13 protein-coding genes are annotated in these 14,294 nt (G+C 73.1%); 8 read left to right on the forward strand and 5 right to left on the reverse strand.

The features are described 5' to 3' along the window. Positions 1 to 2,083 (reverse strand): DEAD/DEAH box helicase (locus ACZ4W9_RS05650; protein WP_467933411.1); only part of this gene is annotated, 2,083 nt, incomplete at its 3' end. A 522-nt stretch (positions 2,084 to 2,605) separates the two neighbouring features. On the opposite strand from ACZ4W9_RS05650, the gene ACZ4W9_RS05655 reads away from it, so the two are divergent. Continuing rightward, positions 2,606 to 3,352 carry a ferritin-like fold-containing protein gene (locus ACZ4W9_RS05655; protein ID WP_467933412.1) on the forward strand — a complete coding sequence of 249 codons (747 nt, stop codon included), beginning with the start codon at positions 2,606 to 2,608 and terminating at the stop codon, positions 3,350 to 3,352. A 44-nt stretch (positions 3,353 to 3,396) separates the two neighbouring features. Here the strand turns inward: ACZ4W9_RS05655 and ACZ4W9_RS05660 are convergent, their stop codons facing one another. The 4 genes from ACZ4W9_RS05660 to ACZ4W9_RS05675 form a co-directional block, all read right to left on the reverse strand. Next, positions 3,397 to 3,666, reverse strand: coding sequence for a hypothetical protein (locus tag ACZ4W9_RS05660; protein ID WP_467933413.1), 270 nt, complete (start codon positions 3,664 to 3,666; stop codon positions 3,397 to 3,399). 196 nt (positions 3,667 to 3,862) lie between these two features. Further along, complete coding sequence (locus ACZ4W9_RS05665) at positions 3,863 to 4,090, reverse strand: DUF3107 domain-containing protein (RefSeq protein ID WP_387508793.1); 228 nt, start codon at positions 4,088 to 4,090, stop codon at positions 3,863 to 3,865. A gap of 165 nt (positions 4,091 to 4,255) precedes the next feature. Then, positions 4,256 to 4,897 (reverse strand): TetR/AcrR family transcriptional regulator, encoded by a 642-nt coding sequence (locus ACZ4W9_RS05670; RefSeq protein WP_359414058.1) that lies wholly within the window; start codon positions 4,895 to 4,897, stop codon positions 4,256 to 4,258. A gap of 178 nt (positions 4,898 to 5,075) precedes the next feature. After that, positions 5,076 to 5,309 carry a hypothetical protein gene (locus ACZ4W9_RS05675; RefSeq protein WP_467933415.1) on the reverse strand — a complete coding sequence of 78 codons (234 nt, stop codon included), beginning with the start codon at positions 5,307 to 5,309 and terminating at the stop codon, positions 5,076 to 5,078. Between the two features lie 197 nt (positions 5,310 to 5,506). On the opposite strand from ACZ4W9_RS05675, the gene ACZ4W9_RS05680 reads away from it, so the two are divergent. The 7 genes from ACZ4W9_RS05680 to ACZ4W9_RS05710 all read left to right on the forward strand — a co-directional run bounded on the left by ACZ4W9_RS05680 (position 5,507) and on the right by ACZ4W9_RS05710 (position 14,089). After that, positions 5,507 to 6,493 carry an alpha/beta fold hydrolase gene (locus ACZ4W9_RS05680; RefSeq protein WP_467933416.1) on the forward strand — a complete coding sequence of 329 codons (987 nt, stop codon included), beginning with the start codon at positions 5,507 to 5,509 and terminating at the stop codon, positions 6,491 to 6,493. Between the two features lie 380 nt (positions 6,494 to 6,873). Further along, positions 6,874 to 8,322, forward strand: a complete 1,449-nt coding sequence (locus tag ACZ4W9_RS05685; RefSeq protein ID WP_467933418.1) for a DUF3152 domain-containing protein — start codon at positions 6,874 to 6,876, stop codon at positions 8,320 to 8,322. A 57-nt stretch (positions 8,323 to 8,379) separates the two neighbouring features. Then, the gene (locus ACZ4W9_RS05690; protein ID WP_358690659.1) at positions 8,380 to 8,475 is read left to right on the forward strand and encodes an Ms4533A family Cys-rich leader peptide; all 96 of its coding nucleotides are present in this window, start codon (positions 8,380 to 8,382) and stop codon (positions 8,473 to 8,475) included. 233 nt (positions 8,476 to 8,708) lie between these two features. Then, the gene (locus ACZ4W9_RS05695) at positions 8,709 to 10,427 is read left to right on the forward strand and encodes an ABC transporter substrate-binding protein (protein ID WP_467933419.1); all 1,719 of its coding nucleotides are present in this window, start codon (positions 8,709 to 8,711) and stop codon (positions 10,425 to 10,427) included. A gap of 4 nt (positions 10,428 to 10,431) precedes the next feature. After that, on the forward strand, positions 10,432 to 11,505 hold the full coding sequence (locus ACZ4W9_RS05700) for an ABC transporter permease (protein WP_467933420.1): 1,074 nt from the start codon (positions 10,432 to 10,434) through the stop codon (positions 11,503 to 11,505). Then, positions 11,502 to 12,500 (forward strand): ABC transporter permease, encoded by a 999-nt coding sequence (locus ACZ4W9_RS05705; RefSeq protein WP_467933422.1) that lies wholly within the window; start codon positions 11,502 to 11,504, stop codon positions 12,498 to 12,500. Before ACZ4W9_RS05700 ends, ACZ4W9_RS05705 begins: the two co-directional genes overlap by 4 nt. Next, positions 12,497 to 14,089 carry a dipeptide ABC transporter ATP-binding protein gene (locus ACZ4W9_RS05710; RefSeq protein WP_467933423.1) on the forward strand — a complete coding sequence of 531 codons (1,593 nt, stop codon included), beginning with the start codon at positions 12,497 to 12,499 and terminating at the stop codon, positions 14,087 to 14,089. Before ACZ4W9_RS05705 ends, ACZ4W9_RS05710 begins: the two co-directional genes overlap by 4 nt. Positions 14,090 to 14,294: the final 205 nt, after the last annotated feature.

The following is a 14,294-nucleotide window of genomic DNA, read 5'->3' on the forward strand; positions in this document are numbered from 1 at the left end:
GCGGCGTGGGCTCCGCCTCCGCCTCGGCGGTCTCCGGTGCCGTTGCGGCCGTCTTGCGGGTGCGGCGGGGCTTGGCCTCGGCTTCGGCCTCGGGGGCCTCGGCGGCGGCCGCGGTCTTCCGGGTGCGGCGAACCTTGGTCTCGGTCTCCGCCTCGGCGGTCTCGGCGGCGGCCGCGACCTTGCGGGTGCGGCGCGGCTTGGTTTCCGCTTCCGCCTCGGGGGTCTCGGGCGTGACCGGCTCCGCCGCCTTGCGGGTGCGGCGGCGCGGCTTGGCCTCCTCCGGGGCCTCGGCGGCGGCCACGGCCGTCTCCGCCTCGGCGACCGCCTCGGCGGCCTTCCGCGTACGGCGGCGCGGCTTGGTCTCCGTCACCGGAGCGGCCTCCACCGGGGCCTCCGCGACCACGGGCTCGGCCACCGGGGCCGTGGTCTCCGTGGCCTCCACCGGCTCGGCTGCCGCCGGCTTCCGCGTGCGACGGCGACGCGGCTTCTCCTCGGCCTCCTCCACGGCGGCGGGTTCCGCCACCGGGGCCACCGGCTCGGCGGCGGGTGTCTCCACCGCGGCCACCGGCTCGACGACGGGGGTCTCCTCGGTCGCCGTGGCGGCCGTTACCGGCTGCGCGGGCGCTCCGCCGCGCATACGGCGACGGCGGCGCGGGGTACGGGTCGTGGCCTGGGCCTCGTCCGTCCCGGCGGCCTCGGCGGCCGGCGTGGAGACGGCGGGGGAGGCGTCCAGCGGCGCTCCGCCGCGCGTACGGCGGCGCCGGCGCGGCGTACGGGCCGGCCGCTCACGCTCGGCCGCCGGGGCACCCCGGTCGTCACGGCCACCCCGGTCGTCACGGCCACCCCGGTCGTCACGGCCACCGCGGCCACGGCCGCGTGCGCCTCGTCCGCCGGTCTCGCCCAGGTCCTCCAGCTCCTCCGCGTCCAGACCGGCACGGGTCCGCTCGGAGCGCGGCAGGACGCCCTTGGTGCCCGCGGGGATGCCGAGGTCGGAGAACAGGTGCGGGGAGCTGGAGTACGTCTCCACCGGGTCGTTGAAGTCCAGCTCCAGCGCCTTGTTGATCAGCTGCCAGCGCGGGATGTCGTCCCAGTCGACGAACGTGACCGCCGTACCCTTGGCGCCCGCCCGGCCCGTACGGCCGACGCGGTGCAGGTAGGTCTTCTCGTCCTCGGGGGACTGGTAGTTGATGACGTGGGTCACGCCCTCGACGTCGATGCCGCGCGCGGCGACGTCGGTGCAGACCAGGACGTCGACCTTGCCGTTGCGGAAGGCGCGCAGCGCCTGCTCGCGGGCGCCCTGGCCGAGGTCGCCGTGGACCGCGCCGGAGGCGAACCCGCGCCGCTGGAGCTGCTCGGCGATGTCGGCGGCCGTCCGCTTCGTACGGCAGAAGATCATCGCCAGTCCGCGGCCCTCGGCCTGGAGGATGCGGGCGACCATCTCCGGCTTGTCCATGTTGTGCGCGCGGTAGACGAACTGCTTGATGTTCGCGACCGTCACGCCCTCGTCGTCCGGCGCGGTGGCGCGGATGTGGACGGGCTGCGACATGTAGCGGCGGGCGAGGCCGATGACCGCGCCCGGCATGGTCGCCGAGAACAGCATGGTCTGGCGCTTGGCCGGCAGCATGGCGATGATCTTCTCGACGTCGGGCAGGAAGCCCAGGTCGAGCATCTCGTCGGCCTCGTCGAGGACCAGGCTCTTGATGTGCTTCAGGTCCAGCTTCTTCTGGCCCGCGAGGTCGAGCAGCCGGCCCGGGGTGCCGACGACGACGTCGACGCCCTTCTTCAGGGCCTCGACCTGCGGCTCGTACGCCCGGCCGCCGTAGATCGCGAGGACGCGGACGTTACGGACCTTGCCCGCCGTCAGCAGGTCGTTGGTGACCTGGGTGCACAGCTCGCGCGTGGGGACGACGACGAGGGCCTGCGGGGCGTCGGTGAGGGCGTCGGGGGTGGCGCGTCCGGCCTCCACGTCGGCGGGGACGGTGACGCGCTCCAGGAGCGGGAGGCCGAAGCCGAGCGTCTTGCCGGTGCCGGTCTTGGCCTGGCCGATGACGTCCGTGCCGGAGAGGGCGACGGGGAGTGTCATCTCCTGGATGGGGAAGGGAGTGATGATGCCGACGGCTTCCAGGGCCTCGGCGGTCTCGGGAAGGATTCCGAGTTCACGAAACGTCGTAGTCAGGGTGCTGCCTCTTCTGTGTGTGCGGTGCGAGGCGAGCGCGGGGGATCATGTCTGACCGTGCCGGGGACGTCGGCCGCCGTACGGGCGAACCACTCGGGCAAGCCGTAAGACACGGGACCTCTGCCGACGCTCTAGCGCTCGTACCGCTGAGGGTCTCTCCCGTTGTCGTACGGTCAGAGCCGTACGGTCGTGGAGAGCTGTCGGGTCGGAGCCGATCGGGCCACCGACCGGGCATCCTCATGCGTGCGGCCTGTCGGACACGTCGAACACCGTCGACGCACTCAGCAGGCGCATTACCACCATACCCCGGATCGCCGCACATGCGATGGCCGATTCGGTCACGTAGTCGTGAGAGCAGTGATCGGCGGGTGAACCGTGGTGATCGGCCGAGGGCTCGACCGAGCCGCCGAGCGGGCTATTGTGCGCCTCATGAGTAGCTCTGACAAGCCTGAGAACGCGTCCGCCGAACCCTCCGGACCCACCGGTGTCGCCGCCCAGGACTGGGCGCAGGCGTCCGCCGACCCGCAGTACCGCGCCGCCGTCGTGGACCTGCTCGGCGCGCTCGCCTACGGAGAGCTCGCGGCGTTCGAGCGGCTCGCGGAGGACGCCAAGCTGGCGCCGACCCTCGCGGACAAGGCGGAGCTGGCGAAGATGGCCTCGGCCGAGTTCCACCACTTCGAACGGCTGCGGGACCGGCTGACCGGGATCGGCGAGGAGCCGACGGCCGCCATGGACCCGTTCGTGGCCGCGCTCGACGGCTTCCACCGCCAGACCGCGCCCTCGGACTGGCTGGAGGGCCTGGTCAAGGCCTACGTCGGCGACTCGATCGCGAGCGACTTCTACCGGGAGGTCGCGGCCCGCCTCGACTCCGACACGCGTGAACTGGTGCTCTCGGTGCTGGACGACACCGGGCACGCCGGGTTCGCGGTGGAGAAGGTGCGGGCCGCCATCGACGCCGACCCGCGCGTGGGCGGCCGGCTGGCGCTGTGGGCGCGGCGGCTGATGGGTGAGGCGCTGTCGCAGTCCCAGCGGGTGGTCGCCGAGCGGGACGCGCTGTCCACGATGCTCGTGGGGGGTGTGGCCGACGGCTTCGACCTCGCCGAGGTCGGGCGGATGTTCTCGCGGATCACCGAGGCGCACACGAAGCGGATGGCCGCGCTGGGGCTCGCGGCCTGAGCGGTGGCCGCCCCTCGGCACCCTGTGCCGGGACGGCGGGGCCGTTACGCCGGCGCCGACCGGCGGCGCAGGCGGCCCGCCGGGCGCAGCAGCAGGGACAGCGACGCCACCGAGATGACCGCGGCGCCCAGCAGGCTGAGCAGCGCGGTGCCGGGGCCCAGGGCGGTACGGGTGACGAAGTCGCCGAAGAGGGCCCCGGCGACGCCCGTCGAGTACACCAGCGGGCGGGCCGGCAGCCGATGGGCGAGGCGGTACGCCCCCGCCCAGGCGAGGATCAGACCGAGCACGGCGGAGCCGAGTGCTTCGTAGATCATGTCGGGGGTCCCTCCCACGGCCGGTCCGGCTCGACGGTTGTAGCCCGTCATACCCGTGACCTGCGGATTGCAATCCTTGGCTGTGGAGAAGTTGTGCCCCGTATGTGTGTGCGGACCCTACGGCGAACGGGCGTGCGCGGGGCACGCGAAGGGCCCGGCGGCACACGGCCGCCGGGCCCTTCGCGACGCCTGCGGTTCAGAGCGTGCCGAAACCCACCTTGCGCACGGTCGGCTCGCCGATCTCCACGTAGGCCAGCCGGTCCGTCGGCACCAGGACCTTGCGGCCCTTCTCGTCCTGGAGGCTGAGCAGCCCCGTCTTGCCGGCCAGCGCCTCGGCGACGATGCCCTCGACCTCCTCGACGCTCTGACCGCTCTCCAGAACGATCTCGCGGGGCGCGTGCTGCACGCCGATCTTGACCTCCACGGCTATGTCCCTCCGACGGTCAGTGATGTGCGCGATCAACCGCGCCGTACCCAGCACACATTAGCCCGGTGAGGGGACCCGTACGCCGCGGGACGGAACGCCACGAGCGAACACCGGGCGGGAACAAACCGCGCACGCGCCCGGCGCACCCGGCGGGAACACCGGTCAGTGGTGGTCGGTGCCGTGCAGCGGGAAGCCGGCGATGCCCCGCCAGGCCAGCGAGGCCAGCAACTGCACCGCCTGGTCGCGCGGGACGCTGCGGTCGCTGTGCAGCCACGAGCGGGCGACCACCTGGGCGAGTCCGCCGAGGCCGGAGGCGAGCAGCATCGATTCCGCCCGGGACAGGCCGGTGTCCTCGGCGATGACGTCGCAGATCGCCTCGGCGCACTCGTTGGTGACCTTGTCCACGCGCTCGCGCACCGCGGGCTCGTTCGTCAGGTCGGACTCGAAGACCAGCCGGAAGGCCCCGCCGTCGTCCTCCACGTAGGCGAAGTAGGCGTCCATGGTCGCCCGGACGCGCTGCTTGTTGTCGGTCGTCGAGGCGAGCGCGCCGCGCACGGCCTGGATCAGCGACTCGCAGTGCTGGTCCAGCAGCGCCAGATAGAGGTCGAGCTTGCCGGGGAAGTGCTGGTAGAGCACCGGCTTGCTCACGCCGGCCCGCTCGGCGATGTCGTCCATCGCCGCGGCGTGGTAGCCCTGCGCGACGAAAACCTCCTGAGCGGCGCCCAGCAACTGGTTCCGCCGGGCTCGGCGCGGCAGACGCGTGCCCCGCGGGCGTGCTGCCTCAGTCTGCTCGATGGCTGTCACGCCGCCTCCCAAAGTCGTCCACATGCGGTCTCGGCCGCGCGGCCATCGTACTTTTCGGTAACAGTGTTGTGCGCGGTGCGAGCGCAGAATTTCACGTACCGGACGACGGCGAAAGCCGTGCGGCACCCTCAGGAGGCCGGTGGCGGGCCCGGGGCGGGCGGCCGGGCGTCCCGCGAGGTCAGCGGTAGTCGTCCTCGTCGAGCGCGACCACGCGTGCCTGCTCCATGAGATCGGCCTCGTTCCCGCGGTCCGGGTCCACGCCCGTCAGGGGGTCGTCGCGGTCCGGGGCGATGTCGGCGTGCTGCTCGGCCGCGTCCACCTCGGGTGCCTCTACACCGAACTCCGCCACCGCGCCGGCCTCCAGGTCGTCCATGTCCTCGAACGCGTCGGGCTCTGTGGGGTCATAGGCCATGGTGGGCTCCCTTCCTACGAACGTCCCTGGAAACAGCAGGGGCCACACGCGGGTGCCCTCTGTACGAGCCTAGGAGACTGCTGATCCGGACGCCATGCCATCAGGCCCGTTCGCTGTCCGGTTCTCCGTCCGAATACGGTTCACCCTGTGATGGCGAACACATGAAACCGGACGTGATCACCTCGTAACATTGCCGCATGCCTTCGACCGAGTCGCCGTCCGTGCCGGCCGCCAGTGTTCTTCCCCGAGTGGCGCCCGTCCGGGTCGGCGACGGCGAGCGGCTGCGGTCCGTGGGGCTGCCCGGGGTCACGCTGACGATCCGGTCCCGGCGGCCGGCGCGCGAGGGCCTGCCGCCCGCGCTGTACGTCCACGGACTCGGCGGCTCCTCGCAGAACTGGTCGCCGCTCATGGCCGAGCTGGACGGCGTCGTGGACAGCGAGGCGGTCGACCTGCCGGGCTTCGGCGACTCCCCGCCCCCGGACGACGGCGACTACTCCGTCACCGGGCATGCCCGCGCGGTGATCCGCCATCTCGACGCGTCCGGCCGCGGCCCGGTCCACCTCTTCGGCAACTCTCTCGGCGGCGCGGTCGCCACGCGCGTGGCCGCCGTGCGCCCCGACCTCGTCCGCACGCTCACCCTCGTCTCGCCCGCCCTGCCGGAGCTGCGCATCCAGCGCACCGCGGTGCCCACGGGACTGCTCGGCGTGCCCGGGATCGCGGCCCTGTTCACCCGGCTCACCAAGGAATGGACCCCCGAGCAGCGGGTGCGCGGGGTGATGGGGCTCTGCTACGGCGACCCGGGGCGGGTGACGCCCGAGGCGTTCCAGCAGGCCGTGGAGGAACTGGAGCGGCGGCTGCGGCTGCCGTACTTCTGGGACGCGATGGCCCGCTCCGCGCGCGGCATCGTGAACGCTTACACGCTCGGCGGGCAGCACGGACTGTGGCGCCAGGCCGAACGGGTGCTGGCCCCGACCCTGCTCGTCTACGGCGGCCGGGACCAGCTCGTCGGCTTCCGCATGGCCCGCAAGGCCGCCCGCGCCTTCCGCTCCTCCCGGCTGGTGACCCTGCCGGACGCGGGGCACGTGGCGATGATGGAGTACCCCGACCTGGTCGCCGGCGCCTTCCGGGAACTGCTCGCGCAGCCGCCCGGCGCCGACGGCACCGCCCCGGGCGCGAGGAGCTGACGGCCAGGGTGGGACGCCACAGCCGCCGCGGACCGGCCCCCAGGACCGAGACGACGGACATAAGCGCGGAACGCACCGGCAGGCACGGCAACCGTGCCGGCGGCCGGCGGGACACCGCCCCGGGGCCGCGGCCCGACCGGGGTGAGCCGGCGGCTGGTGCGCCGACGGCGGGCCTGCCCGACGGCACCCCGGCCGAGGGCGTCCCCCGGCGCGCGGGCGGTACTCCGGCCGGGGATGTCCCGAGGTCTTCGGGCGGCACTTCGGGCGGGGACGTTCCCGGGTTCGCGGGCGGTGCCCCGGCCCAGGGCGCGCCATGGACTTCCGCCGGTGCTCCGGCAACCGGTGCGCCCGGCCGCGCCGACGGCACTCCGGTACGGGGTGTGCCGGGGGTGCCCGGCGGGGCCACCGGTCGCCGGGGCGCGCGACGGCGGCCCGACGGCGCGCCCGGCCAGGGCACGCCCCCGCTCTCCGGAGGTTCCCCCGCGCGCGGTGTGCCGCGTCGTCCCGAGGATGATTCCGCGCGGGGCGGACATCCCGAGCAGCGGGAGGCCGGGGGCGGCTGGGGGGAGTTCGCCGGCCGGTCCGGGCGCCCGGCCCCGCCCGACGGGGCCGCCGGCCGTGGTGGCTCGCGCGGTCCCGGCGGCACCCCCGCGCACGGCGCGTCCAGGGGGTCCGGCGCCGCGGCCGGGAACGGAGTGCCGGCAACCGCCGACGGCGGCGGGCCCGGTGTGGTGCTGCCCCGGCAGCGGAAGGCGGGCTCGGAGGGCGGTTCCGGGCGCGGCCCGGGATCCGGGTCCGGCCCCCGGCGGCGACAGGCGGGACCCGACGGCGGTGCCGGGCATGGTTCAGGGTCCGGGTCCGGCCCCCGGCAGGAGTACCTCGAAGCCTTCGACGGCGCCCGCCCGCGCGGTGCCCGGCGCGGGGACACCGGCGGCGTTCCGGCCGGCCCGGGCCCCGGCTCCGCGCCCCGTACCGCCGGGCAGCCGGACGAGCCGTCGCGGGCGCCCGGCTCCGCCGTGCCCGCGCAGCGCGGCGGCGCCAAGGGGCGGGCGTTCACCGGCATCGCGGCGGCGGCCGTCACCACCGTGCTCGCGGTGATCGTCGCCGGCCAGGTGGCCAAGACGCGGGACGACGGCGACGTACGGTCCCGGTCCGCCACCGGCCGCGCCCACGACACCCGGGTCTCCGGGAAGCCCGCGCCCGCGGCCGTACCGAGCCCGGCACCGCTGACGTACGAGCAGAAGATGAGCCGGACCTACCCGGTCGGCCCCGGCCTGAGCGGCGGGTCGGGGAAGTTCGACGTCGTGCCCGGGTTCGACAAGGCGCCCGGTACCGGGCAGAAGTACCGCTACCGCGTCGATGTCGAGCAGGGCCTCGGACTGGACGGCGCGCTGTTCGCCGAGGCCGTGCAGAAGACCCTGAACGACCGGCGCAGCTGGGCCCACGGCGGCGCGCGCACCTTCGAGCGCGTCTCCTCCGGCACGCCCGACTTCGTGATCACGCTGGCCAGCCCCGGCACCACCGCCAAGTGGTGCGCCAAGTCCGGCCTGGACACGACCGAGGACAACGTTTCCTGCGACTCGGCCGCGACCGAACGCGTCATGATCAACGCGTACCGGTGGGCTCAAGGAAGCAAGACATACGGTGACCGGATCCATGCGTACCGGCAGATGTTGATCAACCATGAGGTCGGCCACCGGCTCGGTCACGGACACGTCACCTGCCAGAAGGACGGCGAGCCGGCACCCGTGATGCAGCAGCAGACCAAGTTCCTGGACCACGACGGGATCCACTGCCGGGCCAACGCCTGGCCGTACCCCGGAAGTTGACGTGCTCCGCTTATGTCACATTGACATAAGCCCGTATGTTCATTCATATTTCTGCGCATGTGGTCCCGTCACGCCGTCCCTGCGAGCGCCTCCATCGAGCTGGCGCTCATCGGCGTGACCGCACTCTGCGTGGCCGACATCCACTGTCGCTGACGGCGCCTCCCCCGGCGTTCGCGTCGCGACTGTTCGCTCTTCCCCTCCGTGACCGTGTCACGGATTTTTCGACGACCCGACGCCGGGGCCGACGTCTGTCCGCAGCCGTCTCATTCCTCGTCAGCATGTCTCACGTGTCGAGAAACCCTCGATCCACCCGTCGAGAAGTACTCGATCAACCTTGATCACCATCCTGATCAACTGACTCGTCACCCCGAGAGGTCGTCATTCCGATGCGTCAACCGTCCGTCAGAGCGCGCCGCGTGGCAGCGGCATCCGTCAGCCTGGTCGTGGCAGCGGGCGTCGCCGCCTGTGGCCCGGAGGACAGCGGTGCCAAGGCTTCCGGTGGCGACTCGGCGCCCCACAAGGGCGGCACGCTCACGATCCTGAACTCCCAGCCGCAGAGCGACTTCGACCCCGCGCGCCTGTACACCTCCGGCGGCGGAAACGTCCCCTCGCTGGTCTTCCGTACCCTCACCACGCGCAACCGCGAGAACGGCGAGGCCGGCGCGAAGGTCGTCCCGGACCTCGCCACCGACACCGGACGCCCCAACAAGGACGCGACGGTGTGGACGTACACCCTGAAGAAGGGCCTCAAATACGAGGACGGCACGCCGATCACCTCGGCCGACATCAAGTACGGCATCGAGCGCTCCTTCGCCCCCGAACTCTCCGGTGGCGCCCCCTACCTGCGGGACTGGCTGGTCGGCGCCGCCGGCTACCAGGGGCCGTACAAGGACAAGAAGGGCCTCGCCGCGATCGAGACGCCGGACGAGCGGACCATCGTCTTCCACCTGAACAAGCCGGAGGGCGAGTTCCCGTACCTGGCCACGCAGACGCAGTTCACCCCGGTGCCCCAGGGCAAGGACACCGGCACCGAGTACGAGTCGCACCCGGTCTCCTCCGGCCCGTACAAGGTCGTCAAGAACGAGAACGACGGCGAGCACCTCGTCCTGGAGCGCAACCCCAACTGGTCGGCGGCGACCGACGCCGAGCGCAAGGCGTACCCGGACACCATCGACGTGCGCTCCGGCCTCGACTCCTCGGTGATCAACCAGCGGCTGTCCGCGTCCCAGGGGGCGGACGCCGCCGCCGTCACCACGGACACCAACCTCGGCCCCGCCGAACTCGCCAAGGTGAGCGGCGACAAGGAACTGGCCGCGCGCGTGGGCACCGGCCACTTCGGCTACACCAACTACCTCGCGTTCAACCCCGGGGTGAAGCCGTTCGACGACCCCAGGGTGCGCCAGGCGATCGCGTACGCCATCGACCGCTCCTCCGTGGTCAACGCGGCCGGCGGCAGCGCCCTCGCCGACGCCGCCACCACCTTCCTGCCCGACCAGAAGTCCTTCGGCCACACGCCGTACGACCCGTTCCCGGCCGGCCGGTCGGGCAACCCGGCGAAGGCCAGGGAACTGCTCGCGCAGGCCGGTCACAAGAACGGCCTCACCATCACGCTGACCCACTCCAACAGCAAGGACTTCGAGACCAGCCCGGAGATCGCCACCGCCGTCCAGGACGCGCTGAAGAAGGCCGGCATCACGGTCAGGCTCCAGGGCCTGGAGGACAACGACTACAAGGACAAGATCCACAGTGTGAAGTCCGAGCCGGGCCTCTTCCTCGCCCACTGGGGTGCGGACTGGCCGTCCGGCGGCCCCTTCCTCGCGCCCATCTTCGACGGCCGGCAGATCGTCGACGACGGAGCGAACTTCAACACGGGCCTGCTGAACGACAAGTCGGTCAACGACGAGATCGACGCGATCAACAAGCTGACCGACCTCGACGCCGCCGCCCGACGCTGGGGTGCACTGGACAAGAAGATCGGCGGGAAGGCCCTCGTCGTGCCGCTGTTCCACCCGGTCTACAAGCGCCTGTACGGCAAGGACGTCAAGAACGTCGTCATCAGCGACTGGACCGGTGTCCTGGACGTCTCCCAGATCGCGGTGAAGTAGCGCCGTGAGCGAGGCACTCGTCGCCGTCGGGACCGCCGGGACGGACACCACCGTCCCGGCGGTCTCGGGGGCCCGTCAGTTCTGGCGGCGGCTGCGGGCGCGGCGCGCCGCCCTCGTCGCCGCCGTCGTCGTCGCGCTGCTCGTCCTGGTCGCGCTCGCCGCGCCGCTGCTCACCGCCGTCGAGGGCCAGGACCCCACCACCTACCACCCCGCCCTGATCGACTCCGCCCGTGGCGGCGTGCCCCTCGGCTCCCTCGGCGGCGCGAGCGCCGACCACTGGCTGGGCGTCGAGCCGCAGACCGGCCGTGACCTGTTCGCCCGGCTGGTGTACGGCGCGCGGGTCTCGCTCGGTGTGTCGTTGGGCGCCACGCTGGTCCAGGTCCTCCTCGGCGTCGCCGTGGGCATGGCCGCCGGACTGGGCAACCGCTGGGTGGACCTGGTGCTGAGCCGGATCACCGACATCTTCGTCGCGATGCCCCTGATGATCATGGCACTGGCGCTGCTGGCCGTCGCGCCCGACGGCTTCCCGCGCCCGGTCCTGGTCGCACTGATCCTCTCCCTGGTCGCCGGGTGGTCCACGATGGCGAAGATGGTGCGTGCGCAGACGCTCGCCCTGAAGAACCTCGACTACGTCTCCGCGTCCCGGCTCAGCGGCTGGAGCACCTGGCGCACCGCCGTACGCGAACTCCTCCCGGGCCTCGCCGCGCCGGTCATCACCTACGCCGCGCTGCTGGTCCCGGCGAACATCAGCGCCGAGGCGGCCTTGTCCTTCCTCGGCGTCGGCGTGCAGCCGCCCACCCCCTCGTGGGGCCAGATGCTCACCTCCGCCGACGTCTGGTACGAAGCCGCCCCGCAGTACCTGCTGCTGCCCGCCCTCGCCCTGTTCGTGACCGTGTTCGCCATGACCGTCCTCGGCGACGGCGTCCGCGTCGCCCTCGACCCGCGCGCCGCCTCCCGGCTGCGCATCGGCACCGGCCGCAAACGGGAGGCCCGCGCCGAGGCGGCCCCGGCCACCACCCCGCCCGGCGACGGAACCGCCGCCGCGGACACCGCGCCGCGGAAGGAGGAGAGGGCGTGAACGGCTTCACCGGTTTCGTCCTGCGCCGGCTCGTCGGCGCCCTGATCACCCTGTTCGTGCTCTCGGTGATCATCTACGTCGTCTTCTACGTCACCCCCGGCAACGTCGCCCAGATCACCTGCGGCCCGCGCTGCTCCCCGGCCCAGGTCCACCAGGTGGCCCAGCAACTGCACCTCGACGACCCGCTGTACGTGCGCTACTGGCACTTCCTCCAGGGCGTCTTCGTGGGCCAGGACTACTCCACGGGCACCTCCGTGGAGCACTGCACGGCGCCCTGCCTGGGCCAGTCGTACCAGAGCGGCCGGCAGGTCACCGACATCATCTGGACCAAGCTGCCGGTGAGCTTCTCGCTGGTGCTCGGCGCGATGGTGATCTGGCTGCTGCTCGGCGTCGGCACCGGCGTGCTGTCCGCCTGGCGGCGCGGCCGCCTCTCCGAGCGCGTGCTGACCGCGATCACCCTCGCGGGCGTCGCCACCCCCGTCTTCGTCATCGGCCTCGTCCTGATGATCGTCGTCTGCGGCGAACTCCGGCTGCTGCCCTTCCCGCAGTACGTGGACTTCACCGACGACCCCGAACAGTGGGCGTGGAACCTGCTGCTGCCCTGGCTGTCCCTCGCCCTCATCGAGGCGGCCAACTTCGCCCGCCTGACCCGGGCGTCGATGCTGGAGACACTGGCCGAGGACCACATCCGCACCTTCCGCGCCTACGGCGTCGCCGAACGCGCGGTGATCGCCCGGCACGCCCTGCGCGGCGCGACGGCCTCCGTCATCGCCCTCAACGCGGTCACCTTCGGCTCGGCCATCGGCGGCGCCGTGCTCACCGAGACCCTGTTCGGCCTGCCCGGCATCGGTCAGGAACTGGTGCACGCGGTCAAGGTCGTCGACCTGCCGGTGGTCGTCGGAATGGTCCTGGTGACCGGCTTCTTCGTGGTCCTCGCCAACGCCGTCGCGGACGTCCTGTACGCGGTGGCCGACCGACGGGTGGTGCTCGCATGAGCCTGGTGGAAGTGACGGACCTGACCGTCGAGTTCGGCGCCCTGCGCGCCGTCGACGGCCTCACCTTCAGCCTGGCGGAGGGCGCCGCCCTCGCCCTGGTCGGCGAGTCCGGCTCCGGCAAGTCCACGGTCGCGGGCGCCCTGCTGGGCCTGCACCGGGGCACCGGCGCCCGGGTCGGCGGCGCGGTCCGGGTGGCCGGCACCGACGTCCAGGCGGCCTCCGACGAGGAACTGCGCCGGCTGCGCGGCGCCAAGGCGGCCATGGTCTTCCAGGACCCGCTGTCCTCGCTCGACCCGTACTACGCGATCGGCGACCAGATCGCCGAGGTCTACCGCGTCCACGCCCGCGTGACGCGCCGCGCCGCACGCGCGCGTGCCGTGGAGGTGCTGGACCGGGTCGGCATCCCGGACGCGGCACGGCGGGCCCGGTCCCGTCCGCACGAGTTCAGCGGCGGCATGCGCCAGCGCGCCCTCATCGCCATGGCCCTCGCCGGCGAGCCGGACCTGCTGATCGCCGACGAGCCGACCACCGCGCTCGACGTCACCGTCCAGGCCCAGATCCTCGACCTGCTGCACACCCTGCGCACGGAGACCGGCATGGGCCTGCTGCTCGTCACCCACGACGTGGGCGTGGCCGCCGAGAGCGTGGACGACATCCTCGTCATGCGGCACGGCAGGGCCGTCGAACGCGGCCCGGCCGGCGCCGTCCTCGCCGCGCCCGCCGAGCCGTACACCCGCGAACTGCTCGACGCCGTCCCGCGCGTGGACGCCCGCCGGACCGGCTCCCCGGCCACCGGCGAGGTCGTGCTGGAGGCCGCCGGGGTGCGGCGCGAGTTCGGGCGCGGCAAGCGGGCGTTCGCGGCCGTGGACGACGTCTCGGTGACCGTCCGGCGCGGGGAGACCCTCGGCGTGGTCGGCGAGAGCGGCAGCGGCAAGACCACGCTCGGCCGCATGCTGGTCGGACTGCTGGAGCCGACCGCCGGCGAGATCCGCTACGCCGGGCGCCCGCACACCGGGGTGAACCCGGCCGTCCAGATGGTCTTCCAGGATCCCGTCTCCTCCCTCAACCCCCGCCGCGGCATCGGCGAGTCCATCGCCGACCCGCTGCGCGCACGCGGTGAACGCGACGAGGAGCGCATCCGGGGGCGGGTGTCGGAACTGCTGGAGCGCGTGGGGCTCGACCGGGCGCACTACGACCGCTACCCGCACGAGTTCAGCGGCGGCCAGCGCCAGCGCGTCGGCATCGCACGGGCGCTCGCCGCCGAGCCGCGCGCCCTCGTCTGCGACGAGCCGGTCTCCGCGCTCGACGTCACCACCCAGGCCCAGGTGGTCGCCCTGCTCGGCGAACTCCAGCGGGAACTCGGCCTGGCGCTGGTCTTCATCGCGCACGACCTCGCCGTCGTCCGCCAGGTCAGCGACCGGGTCGCGGTGATGCGGCGCGGCCGGCTCGTCGAGTACGGGCCCGCCGACGAGGTCTACGACAGCCCGCGCGAGCCGTACACCCGGCAGCTCCTGGCCGCCGTACCCGCCCTCGACCCCGAACTGGCGGCCCGGCGGCGCGCCGCCCGACGCGAACCGGCGGCGGCCTAGCGTCCGGCTCCGGGACCGCCCCGCACGCCGTGACGTGATGCGTCCGCGCGCTCACCGTGTGACGCATTAGCGCGGCCGAACGTGACCCGCACGCGAAAGTTACGAGCGTTCACCCCTTTTGGTGGGGGGGGGGGGGGGGGGGGGGGGGGGGGGGGGGAGGGCGCCCCCCCCCCCCCCCCCCCCCACCACCGCCCCCTCCTTGCGC

Source organism: Streptomyces sp. NPDC029296 (assembly GCF_055569255.1).